At 68.2% G+C, this 14,773-nt stretch carries 13 protein-coding genes and 1 riboswitch; of the genes, 1 reads left to right on the top strand and 12 read right to left on the bottom strand.

The window, feature by feature from the left end:
* Window positions 1-38 precede the first annotated feature (38 nt).
* On the bottom strand, window positions 39-1,052 hold the full coding sequence (fgd, locus tag GON09_RS22980; RefSeq protein WP_213933910.1) for a glucose-6-phosphate dehydrogenase (coenzyme-F420): 1,014 nt from the start codon (window positions 1,050-1,052) through the stop codon (window positions 39-41).
* A gap of 198 nt (window positions 1,053-1,250) precedes the next feature.
* Between fgd and GON09_RS22975 the strand changes: the two genes are divergently transcribed.
* Window positions 1,251-2,105 (top strand): endonuclease domain-containing protein, encoded by an 855-nt coding sequence (locus GON09_RS22975; protein ID WP_213933909.1) that lies wholly within the window; start codon window positions 1,251-1,253, stop codon window positions 2,103-2,105.
* A gap of 68 nt (window positions 2,106-2,173) precedes the next feature.
* Here the strand turns inward: GON09_RS22975 and GON09_RS22970 are convergent, their stop codons facing one another.
* From GON09_RS22970 to GON09_RS22920, 11 genes are all read right to left on the bottom strand, one after another.
* Window positions 2,174-3,316 (bottom strand): LLM class flavin-dependent oxidoreductase, encoded by a 1,143-nt coding sequence (locus GON09_RS22970; protein ID WP_213933908.1) that lies wholly within the window; start codon window positions 3,314-3,316, stop codon window positions 2,174-2,176.
* Window positions 3,313-4,083 (bottom strand): DUF1684 domain-containing protein, encoded by a 771-nt coding sequence (locus GON09_RS22965; protein ID WP_213933906.1) that lies wholly within the window; start codon window positions 4,081-4,083, stop codon window positions 3,313-3,315. The genes GON09_RS22970 and GON09_RS22965 overlap by 4 nt, the downstream gene beginning before the upstream one ends.
* Window positions 4,080-5,450 (bottom strand): NtaA/DmoA family FMN-dependent monooxygenase, encoded by a 1,371-nt coding sequence (locus GON09_RS22960; protein ID WP_213933904.1) that lies wholly within the window; start codon window positions 5,448-5,450, stop codon window positions 4,080-4,082. Before GON09_RS22960 ends, GON09_RS22965 begins: the two co-directional genes overlap by 4 nt.
* A 13-nt stretch (window positions 5,451-5,463) precedes the next feature.
* Window positions 5,464-6,555 carry an LLM class flavin-dependent oxidoreductase gene (locus GON09_RS22955; RefSeq protein ID WP_213933903.1) on the bottom strand — a complete coding sequence of 364 codons (1,092 nt, stop codon included), beginning with the start codon at window positions 6,553-6,555 and terminating at the stop codon, window positions 5,464-5,466.
* On the bottom strand, window positions 6,545-8,140 hold the full coding sequence (locus GON09_RS22950) for a dipeptide ABC transporter ATP-binding protein (protein ID WP_213933902.1): 1,596 nt from the start codon (window positions 8,138-8,140) through the stop codon (window positions 6,545-6,547). Before GON09_RS22950 ends, GON09_RS22955 begins: the two co-directional genes overlap by 11 nt.
* Window positions 8,137-8,961, bottom strand: a complete 825-nt coding sequence (locus GON09_RS22945; protein WP_374195405.1) for an ABC transporter permease — start codon at window positions 8,959-8,961, stop codon at window positions 8,137-8,139. The genes GON09_RS22950 and GON09_RS22945 overlap by 4 nt, the downstream gene beginning before the upstream one ends.
* A 61-nt stretch (window positions 8,962-9,022) precedes the next feature.
* The gene (locus tag GON09_RS22940; RefSeq protein WP_213933900.1) at window positions 9,023-10,036 is read right to left on the bottom strand and encodes an ABC transporter permease; all 1,014 of its coding nucleotides are present in this window, start codon (window positions 10,034-10,036) and stop codon (window positions 9,023-9,025) included.
* Between the two features lie 3 nt (window positions 10,037-10,039).
* Window positions 10,040-11,668 carry an ABC transporter substrate-binding protein gene (locus tag GON09_RS22935; RefSeq protein ID WP_213933899.1) on the bottom strand — a complete coding sequence of 543 codons (1,629 nt, stop codon included), beginning with the start codon at window positions 11,666-11,668 and terminating at the stop codon, window positions 10,040-10,042.
* A gap of 203 nt (window positions 11,669-11,871) precedes the next feature.
* Window positions 11,872-11,967, bottom strand: a riboswitch (SAM riboswitch).
* Window positions 11,968-12,013: 46 nt separating this feature from the next.
* Window positions 12,014-13,117 carry an LLM class flavin-dependent oxidoreductase gene (locus GON09_RS22930; protein WP_213933898.1) on the bottom strand — a complete coding sequence of 368 codons (1,104 nt, stop codon included), beginning with the start codon at window positions 13,115-13,117 and terminating at the stop codon, window positions 12,014-12,016.
* A complete protein-coding gene (locus tag GON09_RS22925) occupies window positions 13,114-13,620 on the bottom strand; it encodes a GNAT family N-acetyltransferase (protein ID WP_213933896.1) in 507 nt (168 codons plus the stop codon). Before GON09_RS22925 ends, GON09_RS22930 begins: the two co-directional genes overlap by 4 nt.
* Window positions 13,617-14,750, bottom strand: a complete 1,134-nt coding sequence (locus GON09_RS22920) for an FAD-dependent oxidoreductase (protein WP_213933895.1) — start codon at window positions 14,748-14,750, stop codon at window positions 13,617-13,619. Before GON09_RS22920 ends, GON09_RS22925 begins: the two co-directional genes overlap by 4 nt.
* Window positions 14,751-14,773: the final 23 nt, after the last annotated feature.

The following is a 14,773-nucleotide window of genomic DNA, read 5'->3' as shown; positions in this document are numbered from 1 at the left end:
TTCTCCCTGCGGAGAGGCGGCACCTTCTTCCGTGGATATCAACCGAGTGCGCGCAGGCGCGGAGCGAGGTCCCGTTCGAACAACTCCAGGAACCGCTTCTGATCATGACCCGGAGCATGGAACACCAGATGATTCAACCCCGCCTCCACATACGCCGCGACCTGCTCGACCGCCTCGTCCGGATCCGACGCCACGATCCACCGCTTGGCGACCTGCTCGATCGGCAACGCATCGGCCGCCGCCTCCATCTCCACCGGATCGTCGATGCTGTGCTTCTGCTCCGCCGACAGCGACAACGGCGCCCAGAACCGCGTGTTCTCCAACGCCAGCTCCGGATCGGTGTCGTACGAGATCTTGATCTCGATCATCTTGTCGATCCCGGCGACATCCCGGTCGGCCTTGCCCGCCCCCTCCGCCACCGCCGGCAGCAGCTTGTCGGTATAGAGCTCCATGCCCTTGCCCGAGGTGCAGATGAACCCGTCCCCGGCCCGCCCGGCATAACGGGCCACCACCGGACCCCCCGCGGCGATATAGACCGGGATACCCTCCTCGGGCACGTCGTAGATCGACGCGCCCTTCGTCGAATAGAACTCCCCCTCGAAATCCACCCGATCGCCCTGCCAGAGCTCACGCATCAGCCGCACCGACTCCCGCAGCCGGGCGAAACGCTCCTTGAACTCCGGCCACTGCCCGGAATATCCGGTGGCGATCTCGTTGAGCGCCTCACCGGTGCCGACCCCGAGGAAGATCCGCCCCGGATACAGACACCCCATCGTCGCGAAGGCCTGCGCGATCACCGCCGGGTTGTACCGGAACGTCGGGGTCAGCACGCTCGTGCCCAGCTGCAAGCGTTCGGTGCGTTCCCCGACCGCGGTCATCCACGCCAACGAGAACGGCGCATGCCCCCCGTTGTGCCGCCACGGCTGGAAATGATCCGACACCGTCGCCGAATCCATCCCGTGCGCCTCGGCCAACACACCCAACTCCACCAACTCACGCGGACCGAACTGCTCCGCCGACGCCTTGTATCCCAACTTCAGACCCTGAGCCACCGATTCCTCCGACCGTTCGCGTTTTCCGATGTCCCCGAGTATGCCCACCGTCCATGCAATCGAAGGGGAGGTTGTGTGCGACTTTCGAGGGTTCGGCGCGCACAACCTCCCCCTCGCTTGGCCTCCGCGGCGTCCGGACCTGTGGATAACCAGGCGATCGCGAGCGTTCACCTGCCCAAGGCAATGCACCCTGACCTCGTGATCGACTTCGAGCAGCCGTTCGTCGGCACGCAGGCCGTCGCTGCCGGACTCACGACGAGACACGCGTTGCGGCACAGGTTCGTCCGCCTCCACCGCGACGTCTACATCGACCCGGCCGTACGTCCCACCGCTCTCCTGCGCGCGAAAGCGGCGTGGCTGTGGTCGGGTTCGCGGGGCGTGCTCGTCGGGATGTCCGCCGCAGCCGTACACGGAACGCGGTGGTTGGACTCCTGTGCCCCAGCCGAACTCGCGCGATCCCACCACGTCCGATCGGTACCCGGGATCGTGGTGCAGAAGGCGCCAGGCCTCGATTCGTGCGTGATCGACGGGATTGTGGTCACCACACCGGCACGGACAGGATTCGACCTCGCCCGACGCGACGACCGACGGGTCGAAGTCCTCGACGCCCTGTGCAATGCCACCGGTCTGAAGGTCGCCGAGATCGAAGCCGTCGCGGCTCGTAACAAGGGAGCCCGAGGACTCGCATCGATGCCCCGCGTTCTCGAGCTCGTCGACGGTGGCGCCGAGTCGCCACCGGAAACCCATACGCGGCTCCTACTGGCCCGATCCGGGCTACCGCGACCCGAGACCCAGATCGAGGTCTTCGACGGACTCGCCTTCGTGGCGCGAGCGGATATGGGCTGGAAGGAATGGCGGGTGCTGGTGGAGTACGACGGCGTCCACCACTGGGCCGACGCCGACCAACGCACCCGCGACATCGATCGCTACACGATCCTGGCCGAGTTGGGCTGGACGGTCATCCGTGTCGGCGCCGACCTGCTCTATCGACGACCGGACGTCCTTGTCGAGCGGGTTCGGCGCGCTCTCCGTCGCGCAGGAGCCCCTGCCTGACGACCGAGAGGGAGGTTGTGTGCGTCTCCGGCCAGACGAACGCACACAACCTCCCCCTCGCCGGACGATCAGGCGGCGCGGACCCGCGCCAAACCCCACTCACGGGCGAGGAGTTCGTAGGAACGCAGGCGGTCCTCATGGCCGTGGGTGACCGAGGTGACGACGAGTTCGTCGGCGTCCGTCACCCGGCGGAGGGTGTCGAGGCGCTCCGCCACCGTGCTCGGCGACCCCACGAACTGAGTGACGATGCGGTCGTCGACGAGGGCACGCTCCTCGTCGGTCAGCGGCGGGGTGGTCTTCGGGTTCGGGTACGGGATCGCACCGCGACCCGCGCGGATGCTGTGCGTCCAGTGTCCGTAGGTCGATGCCAGCTCGCGCGCGGTGACGTCGTCGCCGGCGACCACCGCATCGGCCGAGACCACGACGTACGGCTCCGACAGGATCGGTGACGGACGGAACGCCGCCCGGTACGCCTCGACCGCTTCGACCGTCGTTCCCGGGCTGACGTGGTAGTTCGCACCGAACGGCAGGCCCAGACGACCCGCGAGTTCCGCCGACGGTCCGGCGCTCGATCCGAACACCCACAGCTCGAGGTCGGCGCCCTCCCCCGGCCCGGCGTGCAGGTCGATTCCGTCCGGCGTCGTGTAGGTGCCGTTCAGGAAGGCGAGGATGTCCTCGACCTGTTGTGAGAAGTCGGGCGACTCGGCGCCGGGGTGTTGCAGGACGCCGAAGCTCGCGGCGAGCCGCGACGACGACAGCAGCTTCACCGGCGAGAAGGGCGGCGGGATGATCAGCCCGTCGCGGATCTCCGTCGCCCGCGGAGCGGGTTCGGGAGCGGCCGCACCGGCCAGCGCCTCCGCCCGCCGCTGCCCCGACCTGCCGAGACCGAGATCGATACGTCCCGGGTACAGGGCGTCGAGGGTACCGAAGGATTCGACGACGCCGATCGCGGTGTTGTGCCCGAGCTGGACCGCGGCGGCACCGACTCGGATGGTGCGGGTCGCGGCGGCGATCGCACCGATGAGGATGTCAGGTGCGGACGAGGCGACGGCTACGAAATGGTGCTCGGCGACCCAGTACCTCTTGTACCCCCACGCCTCGACGTGGCGAGCCAGGTCGATGGTGTTGCGCAGCGCTTCCGGGACCGAGGACCCCTCGCTGACCGGCGAAAGATCCAGCACGGACAGCGGAACCGGATTCACGGCGTTCACAACGACTCCCGGACACGCGGATTGCGTTCACCGGCTTCGACGGCGAACGACAGACGGTTCTCGACCGGAGCGACGGGGCACGTCGCGGCGTCCGTGAATGCAGCCGGCAGGTTCGCGGCGCGCGTGAAGTCGAGTGTGACCGTGCCGTCGATGTCCGGCGTACCGACCTGCAGGATTCGCGCCGTCGGATAGGTGGTCACGCCGCTCGTCGCGTCGGTGAACAGCACGCGCAGCGGGCCCCCGGCGTCCCCGAAGGCGACGAGTTCGTGTTCGGCGTCGCCGTACTCGAACCGGACCACACCCGCCGCCGGGTGGTGGTGCTCGAGCCCGGCGACGACCGCGCCCGTGGTCACGACCTGCTGTTCGTCGAATGCCTCGAACCGGCCGGTCAGCACCCAGGACGGGTCGGGTTCGTAGGCGGGAACACCCGTGAACGACGCAAGGGCCGGTGCCGTACGGTCGTGGATGCGGATGCCGAATCGTCCCGTGCGTCGGATGATCTCGACGAATCCGCGATCGAATTCGGCTTCGACACCGGGCGCGCCCTCGACGGGACCGTAGGTGCTGACCGAACCGTCGAGGTCGTGGATCACCGACTCCCCCTCGACATGCCACCGACCCGGTGCTTCGTCGAAGGCGGTGGGGGTCTCGTCGAGCCAGTGCAGTGCGGTCAGGCTCAGCCAGCCGAGCGGTTGTCGCAGGCCGTCGTTGCGCTCGGCGTGCCACTGCCGCCAATCGTCGACGAACTGATCGAGGGTTGCGGTCATGACGCGCGGGCTCCTTCGGTGACGGCGTGCGGGTCGCGCAGGCCGAGGTGGCCGCGCAGGATGGTGCTGTCGTATTCGGTACGGAAGCTGCCGCGTTCCTGCAGCAGCGGAACGACCGTGTCGACGAAGTCGTCGAGGCCACCGGGTGTGAGGTGCGGGACGAGGATGAAGCCGTCGCTCGCGTCGGTCTGGACATAGAGGTCGATCTCGTCTGCGACCTGCTGCGGCGTTCCGATGAACTGCTGGCGCGCGGTGACCTCGATGACGAGTTCGCGGATGCTGAGATTCTCGGCGTGCGCCTTCTCCTTCCACTGCCGGGCGACGGCCAGCGGATCCTTGGCGTGGCGCACGCGTCCGCGCGTGATGGTGACGTTGTCCTCGGGGTCGACGTCCGGCAGCGGGCCGTCCGGGTCGTACGACGAGAGGTCCTTGCCCCACACCTGCTCGAGGAAGGCGATGGCCGTCTGCGGCCCCACCTGCTGCAGGCGTATGTGGCGAGCACGTTCGTGGGCTTCTTCTTCGGTATCGCCGAGAACGAAGGTCGCGGCGGGCAGGATCTTCAACTCGTCCCAGCTACGTCCGTACTTCGTGAGGCGGTTCTTGACATCGGTGTAGAACGCTCGCCCCTCCTCGAGGGTGCCGTGGCGGCTGAAGATGGCGTCGGCCTTGGCGGCCCCGAACTCGCGGCCCTCGTCGGAGTCGCCGGCCTGCAGGAGGACCGGATGCCCCTGGGGGCTGCGCGGCACCTCGAAACGACCCGCGATGTCGAACTGGGTGGTGTGGATGTCGAACGACGCGATGTCGCCGTCGGGAGCGAAGATACCGGCTTCGCGGTCGATCACGGGGCCCCTGGCCGACCAGCCGTCCCACAGTTCGCGCACCACGTCGACCACTTCGGCGGCGCGAACGTATCGCTGTGAGTGCTCGAGGAAACCGCCGCGCCGGAAGTTCTCACCGGTGAAGGCGTCCGACGAGGTGACGAGGTTCCACGCGGCGCGACCGTCCGAGAGATGGTCGAGGGTCGCGAACTGCTTGGCCAGTTCGTAGGGTTCGTTGAAGGTCGTGTTGATGGTGCCGGCCAGGCCGAGATGTGTAGTAGCCCCGGCGAGGGCCTCGAGCACGGTGAGGGTGTCGGGGCGGCCGACGACGTCGAGGTCGTGGATACGTCCACGGTGCTCGCGGAGTCGAAGTCCTTCGGCGAGGAAGAAGAAGTCGAACTTCCCGCGCTCGGCGGTGCGGGCGAGGTGCAGGAACGACGAGAAGTCGATCTGGCTCTTCGACGCGGGGTCGGCCCACACCGTGGTGTTGTTGACACCGGGGAAATGTGCGGCGAGGTGGATCTGCTTACGAACAGTGTTGCGAGACACGATGATCGTTCCTTCAGTGAGCAGCAGCGAAGCGATTGGCGGGGCGGGGCAGACCGAGCCGGTCCCGGAGCGTTCCGGTGACGGGCGCGACCTCGGGACGGACAACGGGCAGGACGTTCTCGACGAGCCGGCGGAGAGTGGACGGCAGGGCGAGCGGCCGCAGGGTCACACCGTCCACACCCCCTGCCTCTCCGAGGAGTTCGATCAGGCTCGCGGACGTGCCGGCGTGGACGAGTGTGTCGGATCGGTAGGTTTCGCCCGCCCATTCCTCGAGCTGGGCCAGATCCGCTGCGGCATCGTCGCCGAGCAATACGTCGACGTCGAGCAGGACGAAGACGCGCCGGTCGCCGGCGGCGGCGCGGATGCGGGTGGCCAGTTCGGACGCGGTTGAGAGGTCGGTGGCGCGGATCCGCACGAGATCCGCACGCTGCGACGCGAATCCGAGGGATTCGTCACCGGTCGCCGTCACCGCGACCAGCGGTTGCCCCTGCGGAGACCGCGGCACGATCGACGATCCCTTGACCGAGAAGTACTCGCCGACGAAGTCGATGTAGTGGACCTTGTCGCGGTCGAGGAAGCGGCCGGTGGCGACGTCACGGATCTCGGCGTCGTCCTCCCAGCTGTCCCATAGTCGTGCCGCGACTTCGGCAGCCTCGTGCGCCTCGGCCCACAGCGACGCGGTGCCCTGCTCGTCCTTGCGGCCGAACGACTTCACGACGCCGGGTGTCACCGCGACCTCCCAACCGGCGCGACCGAGGGTGGTGTGGTCGATCGTCTGGATCGCCTTGGCCACGTGGAACGGTTCGGTGTGCGTGACGGTGGCCGTGGGGATCAGGCCGATACGTGCGGTGGCGGTGGTCAGGCGTGCCGCGAGGCCGACGGCTTCGAGGCGGCCGCGCACGGTGGTCGAGTCCGAGACGACGCCGAAGGTGTCGGGCAAGAACGCGAAGTCGACGCCGGCACGATCAGCGGCACCGACGAGGTCGGTCCAGTACCGGGCGGTGAACAGTTCTTCGGCGCGTGAATCGTCGCGCCGCCAGGACGAGGGGTGGATGCCGGTGCCGGCGAAGTCGACGGCCAGCAACAATTCTGAACTATCGGACATGGTGGACCTTCCCGGGGATGGCCTCGAGCAACGTCTGCGTGTACTCGTGTTGGGGGTTGTCGAAAATTTCTGTGGTGGAGCCGTATTCGACGACCCGGCCGGCGCGCATCACAGCGACGGTGTCGCTGATCTGCCGGACGACCGCGAGGTCGTGCGAGATGAACAGGTAGCTGAGCCCGAGTTCGGTCTGCAGCGAAGTGAGCAGGTCGAGGATCTGGGCCTGGACGGACACGTCGAGCGCCGAGACGGGTTCGTCGAGGACGAGCAGTTCGGGGTTCAAGGCGATAGCCCGCGCGACGGCCACGCGTTGCCGTTGCCCACCCGACAGTTCGGCGGGTTTGCGGTCCAGATGTGCCGTCGACAGCGCCACCTGATCGAGGAGGCGGGCGACGTGCTCGGCGCGTTCGGCTCTGGTGCCGATATCGAACGCCTCGAGCGGCTCGGCGACGATGTCGCGGATCCTCATTTTCGGGTCGAGCGAGGCGTACGGGTTCTGGTGCACGATCTGCACCCTGCGGCGCAGCGCCCGTAGCGCCCGGCCGCTCAGCGTGGTGATGTCGTCGCCGTCGAATCGCACGGCTCCTGCTGTGGGGGTTTCGAGCCGGATCGCGATGCGCGAGACCGTGGACTTGCCGGAGCCCGACTCCCCTACCAGCGACAGGGTTCCGCCGCGAGGAACGTCGAACGACACCTCGCGCACCGCGTGCAGTGAGGACTTCCGGTCGATGCGGAAAGTCTTCGACACCTTCGACACCGACAGGATCGGAGCGTCCTCTTTCAGGGCGGGTCGCACGGCAGGTTCCGCGAGGCTCGGCGCCGCCGCGATGAGCGACCGCGTGTACTCGTGTTGCGGGTCGGTGAGGACCTGCGCCGCCGGTCCGGTTTCGACCACGCGCCCGCCCTGCATGACGACGATGCGGTCGGCGCGATCCGCCGCGACCCCCAGATCGTGGGTGATGAGCAGCACCGCGGTGCCGGTCTCGGCGATCCGCGCGTCGAGGTGGTCGAGGATGCGGCGCTGCACGGTCACGTCCAGCGCGCTGGTCGGCTCGTCCGCGATGACGAGTTCGGGACGGCACGCGAGGGCGATACCGATGAGCACGCGTTGCCGCTGACCGCCGGACAATTCCTGCGGGTACTGCTTCGCGCGCAGCGCCGGATCGTCGAGTCCGGCCTCCTCCAGGATGCGCAGCGCCTCGATCTTCGCGGTGCGCCGGTCCGCGAGACCGTGGATACGCAACACCTCGGTGATCTGGTCGCCGATGCGGATGACGGGATTGAGCGAGGTCGTCGGGTCCTGCGGGACGAAGCCGATCCGAGCACCGCGGATTCGTTCGAAGGCACGCTCCGACAGGTCGTTCAGCCGTGTGCCGTCGAAGCTCACCGATCCGCCGGTGACGCGACCGGTTCCGGCGAGCAGCCCGATGATCGCGTGCGCCGTTGTGGACTTGCCCGATCCCGATTCGCCGACCACTGCGACGACCTCGCCGCGGGCGACGGTGAGGTCGACGCCGTCCACCGCCACGACGGGTTCACGGAGTGATCCGTATACGACCTGCAGGTCGCGGACCTCGAGCAGGGTCATCGTGCGCTCCTGTCCTCGACGGCGTGCCCGATGCGGTGGGCCGAGAGCACAACGGCGACGATGACCAGGCCCGGAAGGGTCGTCATCCACCAGGCGGCGGCGAGATAGTTGCGGCCTTCCGAGATCAGCGACCCCCATTCGGGTGTCGGCGGTACGGCACCGAAACCGAGGAAGCTCAGCGACGACACGGCCAGCACGGCCATACCGAACTCGACGGCGGCGAGAGCCGCGACGGGCGCGTACGAGTTGCGCAGCACGTGCCGGCGCAGCACGGTGTGCCACCGGACGCCGCACGCGAAGGCCGCTTCGACGTAGAGCGCCTTGCGGACCCGCAGCACTTCCGAGCGCATGACACGCGCGAAGTTCGCGACGAGGCTGACGCCGACGGCAATCGCCACGTTCATCGTGCCGAAGCCGAGGGCGGTGACCAGGGCGAGTGACAGCAGCAGCGCGGGGATGGACAGCAGGACGTCGACCAGGCGCATGAGTGCCGCGTCGAGGGCACCGCCGACCGCGCCGGACAGCAGTCCGATGAGGGAGCCCACCACCAGAGCGATCCCCACCGCGACGAGCGTCGCGGTGAGCGACAGTCCGGCGCCGTGCACGACGCGCGTGTACACGTCGCGGCCGAGATTGTCGGTGCCGAACCAATGTGTGGCGCTCGGTCCCTGCAGCTTCTCGGCGGGCACGCCCTGCAGGGGGTCGCCCGACGCGAACACCGACGGGAACAGGGCGAAACCCCCCGCGAGGAGCAGCACGATCGACGACACGATCAGCACGGCATGGCGGCGCACCACCGTCGCGGCGGACGAGATCCGGATTCTTCTGCGCGAAGGTGCTTCCGGTGACGACGTCACCGGTAGCGCTTCGCGGACGAGTGTGTCAGACACGTGCCTCGACCTCCAGGAGAGTGTCGTCGTGGGTCGGGTCGTCCTCCGTCGCCGTAGCCGTACCGCCGCGGTCGATGCCGTGGGTGATCCGCGGGTCGATGAAGGGGTAGAGCAGGTCGACGGCGAGGTTGACGAGCACGAAGACGGTGGCGGAGAACACGACGATGCCCAGCACCACCGGAATGTCCTGCGCCATCACCGACATCTGGGTCAGGCGTCCGATACCGGCCCGGGAGAAGACGGTCTCGACCACCACGGATCCCGCGAGCAGGTTGCCGACGATGACGCCGGCGATCGTGAAGGCGGGGATGCTCGACAGCTTCAGGGCGTGCCGTGTCTGGATCCGCAGGCGGGAGGCGCCTTTCGCGCGTGCCGCCTCGATGAACGGCTGCCGCCAGGTCGTCTGCAGGCTGGTCGCGAGGACCTGGGCGATCACCGCACCGGTGGGCAGGGCCAGAGTGATCGCGGGCAAGATCACGTGTTCGATGCCCTGATCACCGAAGGCCGGGAACAGTCGCAGCCGGAACGAGAAGAGCTGCAACAGGATCAGGCCCACCCAGAAGGTCGGCACCGCCACGCCCAGCGGCGGCAATGAGAACAGCAGGCTGCGAAGCCACTTGGTCCGGGTGTAGGTCGCAAGGAAGGCGACCGCCGTGCCGGACACCAGAGCGAATACCAGGGCAGTGCCCGCCAGGACGAGGGTGCTCGGCAGGGCGGTGGCGATGGCGTCGGCCACCTGCTGTCCGGTGGAGATCGACATACCGAAGTCACCTCGGACCGCGTTGCTCAGCGCGTTCCAGTACTGCACCGCGACCGGCTGATCGAGTCCGTACCGCGCCTGGAGTTGTTCGATCGCGGCGGCGTCGACCGGTGTTCCGGCGTCGGCGCCGGCGGCGATGGAGACCGGGTCGGAGGGCAGCAGGAACAGGACCGCGAACGACACCGTGAAGGCCGCCCACAGCACCCCCACGGCTTGGAGCACACGGAAACCGAGATAGCGCAGCATGATCTACTCGCTCAGCCAGGTATCGAAGAACTGCAGTCGCGCCGATGCCTCGAACTTCAGGTCGGCAACGTTCGGTCCGGCGCCGATCGCCTGCGACAGTTCGACCGTCGGGATCCACAGCCCGTTGTCGAGGACGAGCTGCTGTGCCTGCTCGATGAGCTCGGCACGTGCGGCAGGATCGGTCGTTGACAGCTGACGGTTCAGCACCTCGTCCAGCTCGGGGACGGGACCGCGCTGGTTCAGATTGCGGCCTTCCAGCCCGAAGGCGGTGCGCAGGATGTCGCCGTCGGCGCGGGTGCTGTTGTAGTAGGACGCCTCGAAGTCGCCGGCATTCTGGCGTGCGGTGTTCTCCGGGGTGGAGACGAGGTCGAGCTGCAGGTCGATTCCGACCGCACGCAGCTGCTGCTGCACCAGTTCGAGAATGGCCTGGTTACCGGCGAAGACCGAGCTGAACAGCACCGGGAAGCTCAGACGTTGCCCGTCCTTGACGCGGATCCCGTCGAGTCCGGGCACCCAGCCGGCCTCGTCGAGGATCTGCTCGGCCTTCTGCGGGTCGTAGGTGACATCGGTGAGTTCGACGTAACCGGGGGTCGCGGACGCGAGGGTGCTGGTCGCCGGGCGGAAGTCCGGTCCGAGCACCGTGTCGACGAGCTCCTGCCGGTTGATCGCCGGGACGATCGCGCTGCGGACTGCCGGGTCGGCGAGGACACCGCGGCTGAGGTTGGGCTGGAATCCGAACGGGATGCCCGGATTCGGAGTGGTGAGGATGCGGCCGCCGGCCCCGTCGATCTGCGGGGCGTCCTGCGGCAGTGCATCCGAGATGACGTCGAGCTGCCCCGAGGCGAGCGATCCGGTGCGGACACCCGATTCGGGGACGATCGTGAACTCGATCCGGTCGAGGTAGGCCTCACCGTCGTGCCCGAATACCTCCGATCCCCACGAGTAGCCCGTACGCTTGACGAGGGTGGCCGACTTGTCCTGCTGGTAGTCCTCGTAAACGAACGGACCGGTGCCCGACAGGTCGCCGGCGCAGCGCTCCTCGGCACTCTCGGCGGTGTCGGCATCGGAGAGCAATCCGAGCTGCACAGTCGCGGTCGCCTGCAGGAAGGGAGCGTTGGGAGCCGAGAAGTTCACCTGGGCCGTGCGGTCGTCGACGACCGTCGTGCCGGTGTACCCGGCGAGGTAACCGACGGCCGACGGTGCCTTCACACCCCCGAGCGTGTTCACGATCGCGTCGAAGTTCTTCTTCACGGACTCCGCGGTGAGCGGGGTGCCGTCGCTGAACGTGACGTCGTCCTTCAGACGGAAGGTGAACTGCGTGCCGTCCTCGTTCGACTCCCAGCTCTCGGCGAGCCAGGGCACGATCTCGCCGGTCGCGGGGTCCTGGTCCGTGAGCGAGTCGACGACCTGCCGGACGACGTAGATGGTCTGGTTGGTGCCGGCCTGTGCCGGATCCGCGCAGGTCGGCGCCTGCGACAGTCCGTAGCGCAGGGTGCCGCCGGGCTGCGGGTCGCCGGTGGGCTCCGAGTTCGCCGCGGCGCCGGTGCCGCACGCGGTCAGCGCTGCTCCCAGTACGGCGGTGGCAGCGGCCGTGACGACGAACCGGGACGCGGAGGAGGACGAGATGGACAACGACGGGCTCCGTGATCTGGACGGGGCTCCGGCGGCATCACCGTGCGGATGCCGCCGAGCGGGAAGTTGTGGGATGCCGTCCTTGGAAGGAACGGGGTTTCAGCGCGAATCTCGACCGCTGCGACACCTGGCGCCGCAGTGCCGGCACAGATCGACATGGAGGCGTTCCCACGCCCCCACCAGGCCTTCGCTCATCATCTTCTCCTCCATCGGTCCCGGCAGTAGCACCCTCACCTGCCCACGGCAGGGGGTTGCTGCGACGTCGTCGAGCCAGGTCTCTCGGTCGCTCTGGATGGTTCGTCACGCGAGGTTACGGAGCCGCGGGGCTCGGGCACACCGTTAATTTCACCGCGATCGAAACGGTTCCGATCCCGCCGACTCGAGCGGTGACGCCTCGCTGTGCGGGATCGTGATGGCCTCGCGGTGCGGAATGGCCGCGCGCAGCGCCGGCACGACCTCCGCTTGGAACAGTTCGAGACTCGCGCGTTGCTCCGCCACCGAGAACCCGCCGCGGTCGGCGGTCACGTGCATGACCTCGTGACCGAACCGCTCGTGATAGCGGAGCACCTTGTCTATCACCTGCTGCGGACTCCCGATGAGTGCGGAGCTGCGTTCGACGAAATCCTCGATGGACTCGAAGACGACGGGAAGGCCGTTCTCCCAGGCGAAATCGAGCCGCTGCTCGAACTGCGGCCGGTAACTTTTGATCGCTTCCTGAGAGGTGGGCGCAACATACAGCCCCGCCGTCCCCGCGCCCACCCGCGCCTCGACGGGATCGTGACCGTAGGCCGCCCAGCGTTCGCGATAGTGGTCGATGAGCTCGGCATACGGCTCGATCGGGTTGGTGACGTTGGCGGAGAAGATCGGATCACCGTACCGCGCTGCGAGATCCACGGATTCGCGACTCGTGGCGCTGCCGTGCCAGATCGCCAGACGCTGCTGCAGCGGCCGCGGCACGGTGACGGCATCGGTGAGCGACGGCCGGAACCGGCCCTCCCAGGTGACCGTCTCGTTCTCCCACAGGGCGCGGAACAGTTCGTATCCTTCGCGATTGCGATCCCACTGATCCTCGGGCGTGACGTGGAACAGGTCGGCCTGGGCGGTGCCGTTGCCTTTGCCGATCATGAGCTGCAGTCGCCCGCCCGACAGGTTGTCGAGCGTGGAGTAGTCCTCGAACGCGCGGACAGGGTCGAGCAGGCTCAAGGTCGTGACGCCGGTCCACAGTTCGAGTGTGCTGGTCCGCGCAGCGATGTTTGCAAGGACGACGGGAGGTGACGACGCGAGGAACGGCCTCTCGTGCCGCTCCCCCACCGCGAATCCTTCGAAGCCGAGCTGTTCGGCGAGCACAGCGGTGTCGACGACCTCGCGGATCCGTTCGGACGGCGAGAGCCATTCCCCCGTCACGGGGTCGGGATGGTGGGTGATGAGACTGAGCAGCAGGAACTTCACGCGGAAGCCACCTTTCGGACCAGGAACTTCTCGAAGGGATGTGGTCCGATCTCCTCGGCAGGCCGCCGGGGGTCGAACAGGGCGGTATACCCGGCCGCGAGATACAACGCGACGGCCTCGGGTTGCCGCCATCCCGTCGTCAGGTAGATGCGGGTGTATCCGCGACGCAGGGCCTCGGCCTCGAGTTCGGCGACCACGATACGGCCGAGACCACGACGTCGATGGTCTTTCGACGTCCAGATCCGCTTGAGTTCGGCGGTGTTCCCGTCGTAGCGCTGGAACGCTCCGCCCGCGACCGGCGCTCCCTCCTCGACGAGGACGAGCAGCGCACCGTGGGGTGGCGCGAACCGGTCCTCCGGGTAGCCGACGAGGCTCTCGTACTGCTCCTCGAAGGAGTGCTCGTAGCGGGTGCTGTACTCGACCGCGAGTTCTTCGAGCAGCGGTGCGGCGAGGGGATCGTCCTGCCGCACCGCTCGGACCTCGAGTCCGCGGGTCCCGCTCACGAGACCACCACCGGTTCCCGCGCGCCGAACCGGAACGGTTCGGGGCTGGTGGCGGTGCCGTCGGCAAGGCCTGCGACGAGCTCCCCGATCGCCGGCGCGAATTTGAATCCGTGACCGGAAAAGCCTGCGGCGACGGTAACGGCCCCTGCGCGGTCGACGACGAAGTTCGAGTCCGGGGTCGTCGTGTACAGGCAGGTGTCCACCCGTGCGCTCTCGGCGTCGACGCCCGGGAGCCAGGCCCGCGCGTAGTCGACGAGCCGGCGGACGCCGTCCGGATCCGCCACGAAGCTACGGCTGTCCGGCTCGACCTGCGGGCCGGTGCCGTGCTCCCCGATCTTGATGCCGTCGACGGAGCCGAGGCCGTAGATGCCCTCCCCGTCGAGTTGCGCGCCGCGGTGGTGGACGAAGCTCGGCCACTGCGCGTCCGTGAGCGGGACGAAGTGCGCCGGTTGCTCCTGCGTCGTACGCAGGGCCGGCAGGCGGGGTGTCGTGCCGCTGCCCGCCCCGTCGAGGACGGCACGCGTCCATGCTCCCGCCGCGACGACGACGTGCCTCGCCGTGACCACCTCGGTGTCGAGCACGATCTCGACGCCGCGATCGGTCTCGCAGACGGTGCGGGCCGGGGTGGTGTGCCGAATGTCCGCACCGGCCTGTGCCGCAGCGTGCTGCAACGCGGCCACAGAGCGGTCGGCGTGCAGGCGCCCGGCGTCGGGGTGGTGCAGCACCGTGGTGTCGAACCTGATGCCGGGCCAGCGACGCTGTGCCTCGGTCGGCTCGAGGACGGTGTGCGCGATGCCGAGCTGGAGTAGTGTCGTCGCCTTGGTGTGGACTGCCGTCGGTAGACCGTGGTCGACGGCGCCGGTGAGTTCGAGGAGCCGGTTGCCCGTGGCCTCCTCGAGCCGCCGCCAGAGCGGCAGGGCGCGGGCGGCGAGGGTGGTGTAGAACTTCCCGTCGTAGGCCTGCCGGTAGATGCGGGAACTGCCGTGCGAGGCACCGCGATGGTGCCCGTGTTCGAACTGTTCGAGCAGGACCACCGTGCGGCCACGTGCGGCGAGTCGCCATGCCGCCGCGGAGCCGATGACACCGCCACCGACCACCACGACGTCGACGAGCTTGTTGACGCGAGTCATGCTGTCCTCCTGTCGCTTCCGGC

The organism is Rhodococcus sp. B50, assembly GCF_013602415.1.
Lineage (GTDB): Bacteria > Actinomycetota > Actinomycetes > Mycobacteriales > Mycobacteriaceae > Rhodococcus.
This window is presented reverse-complemented; position numbering and strand designations above follow the sequence as displayed.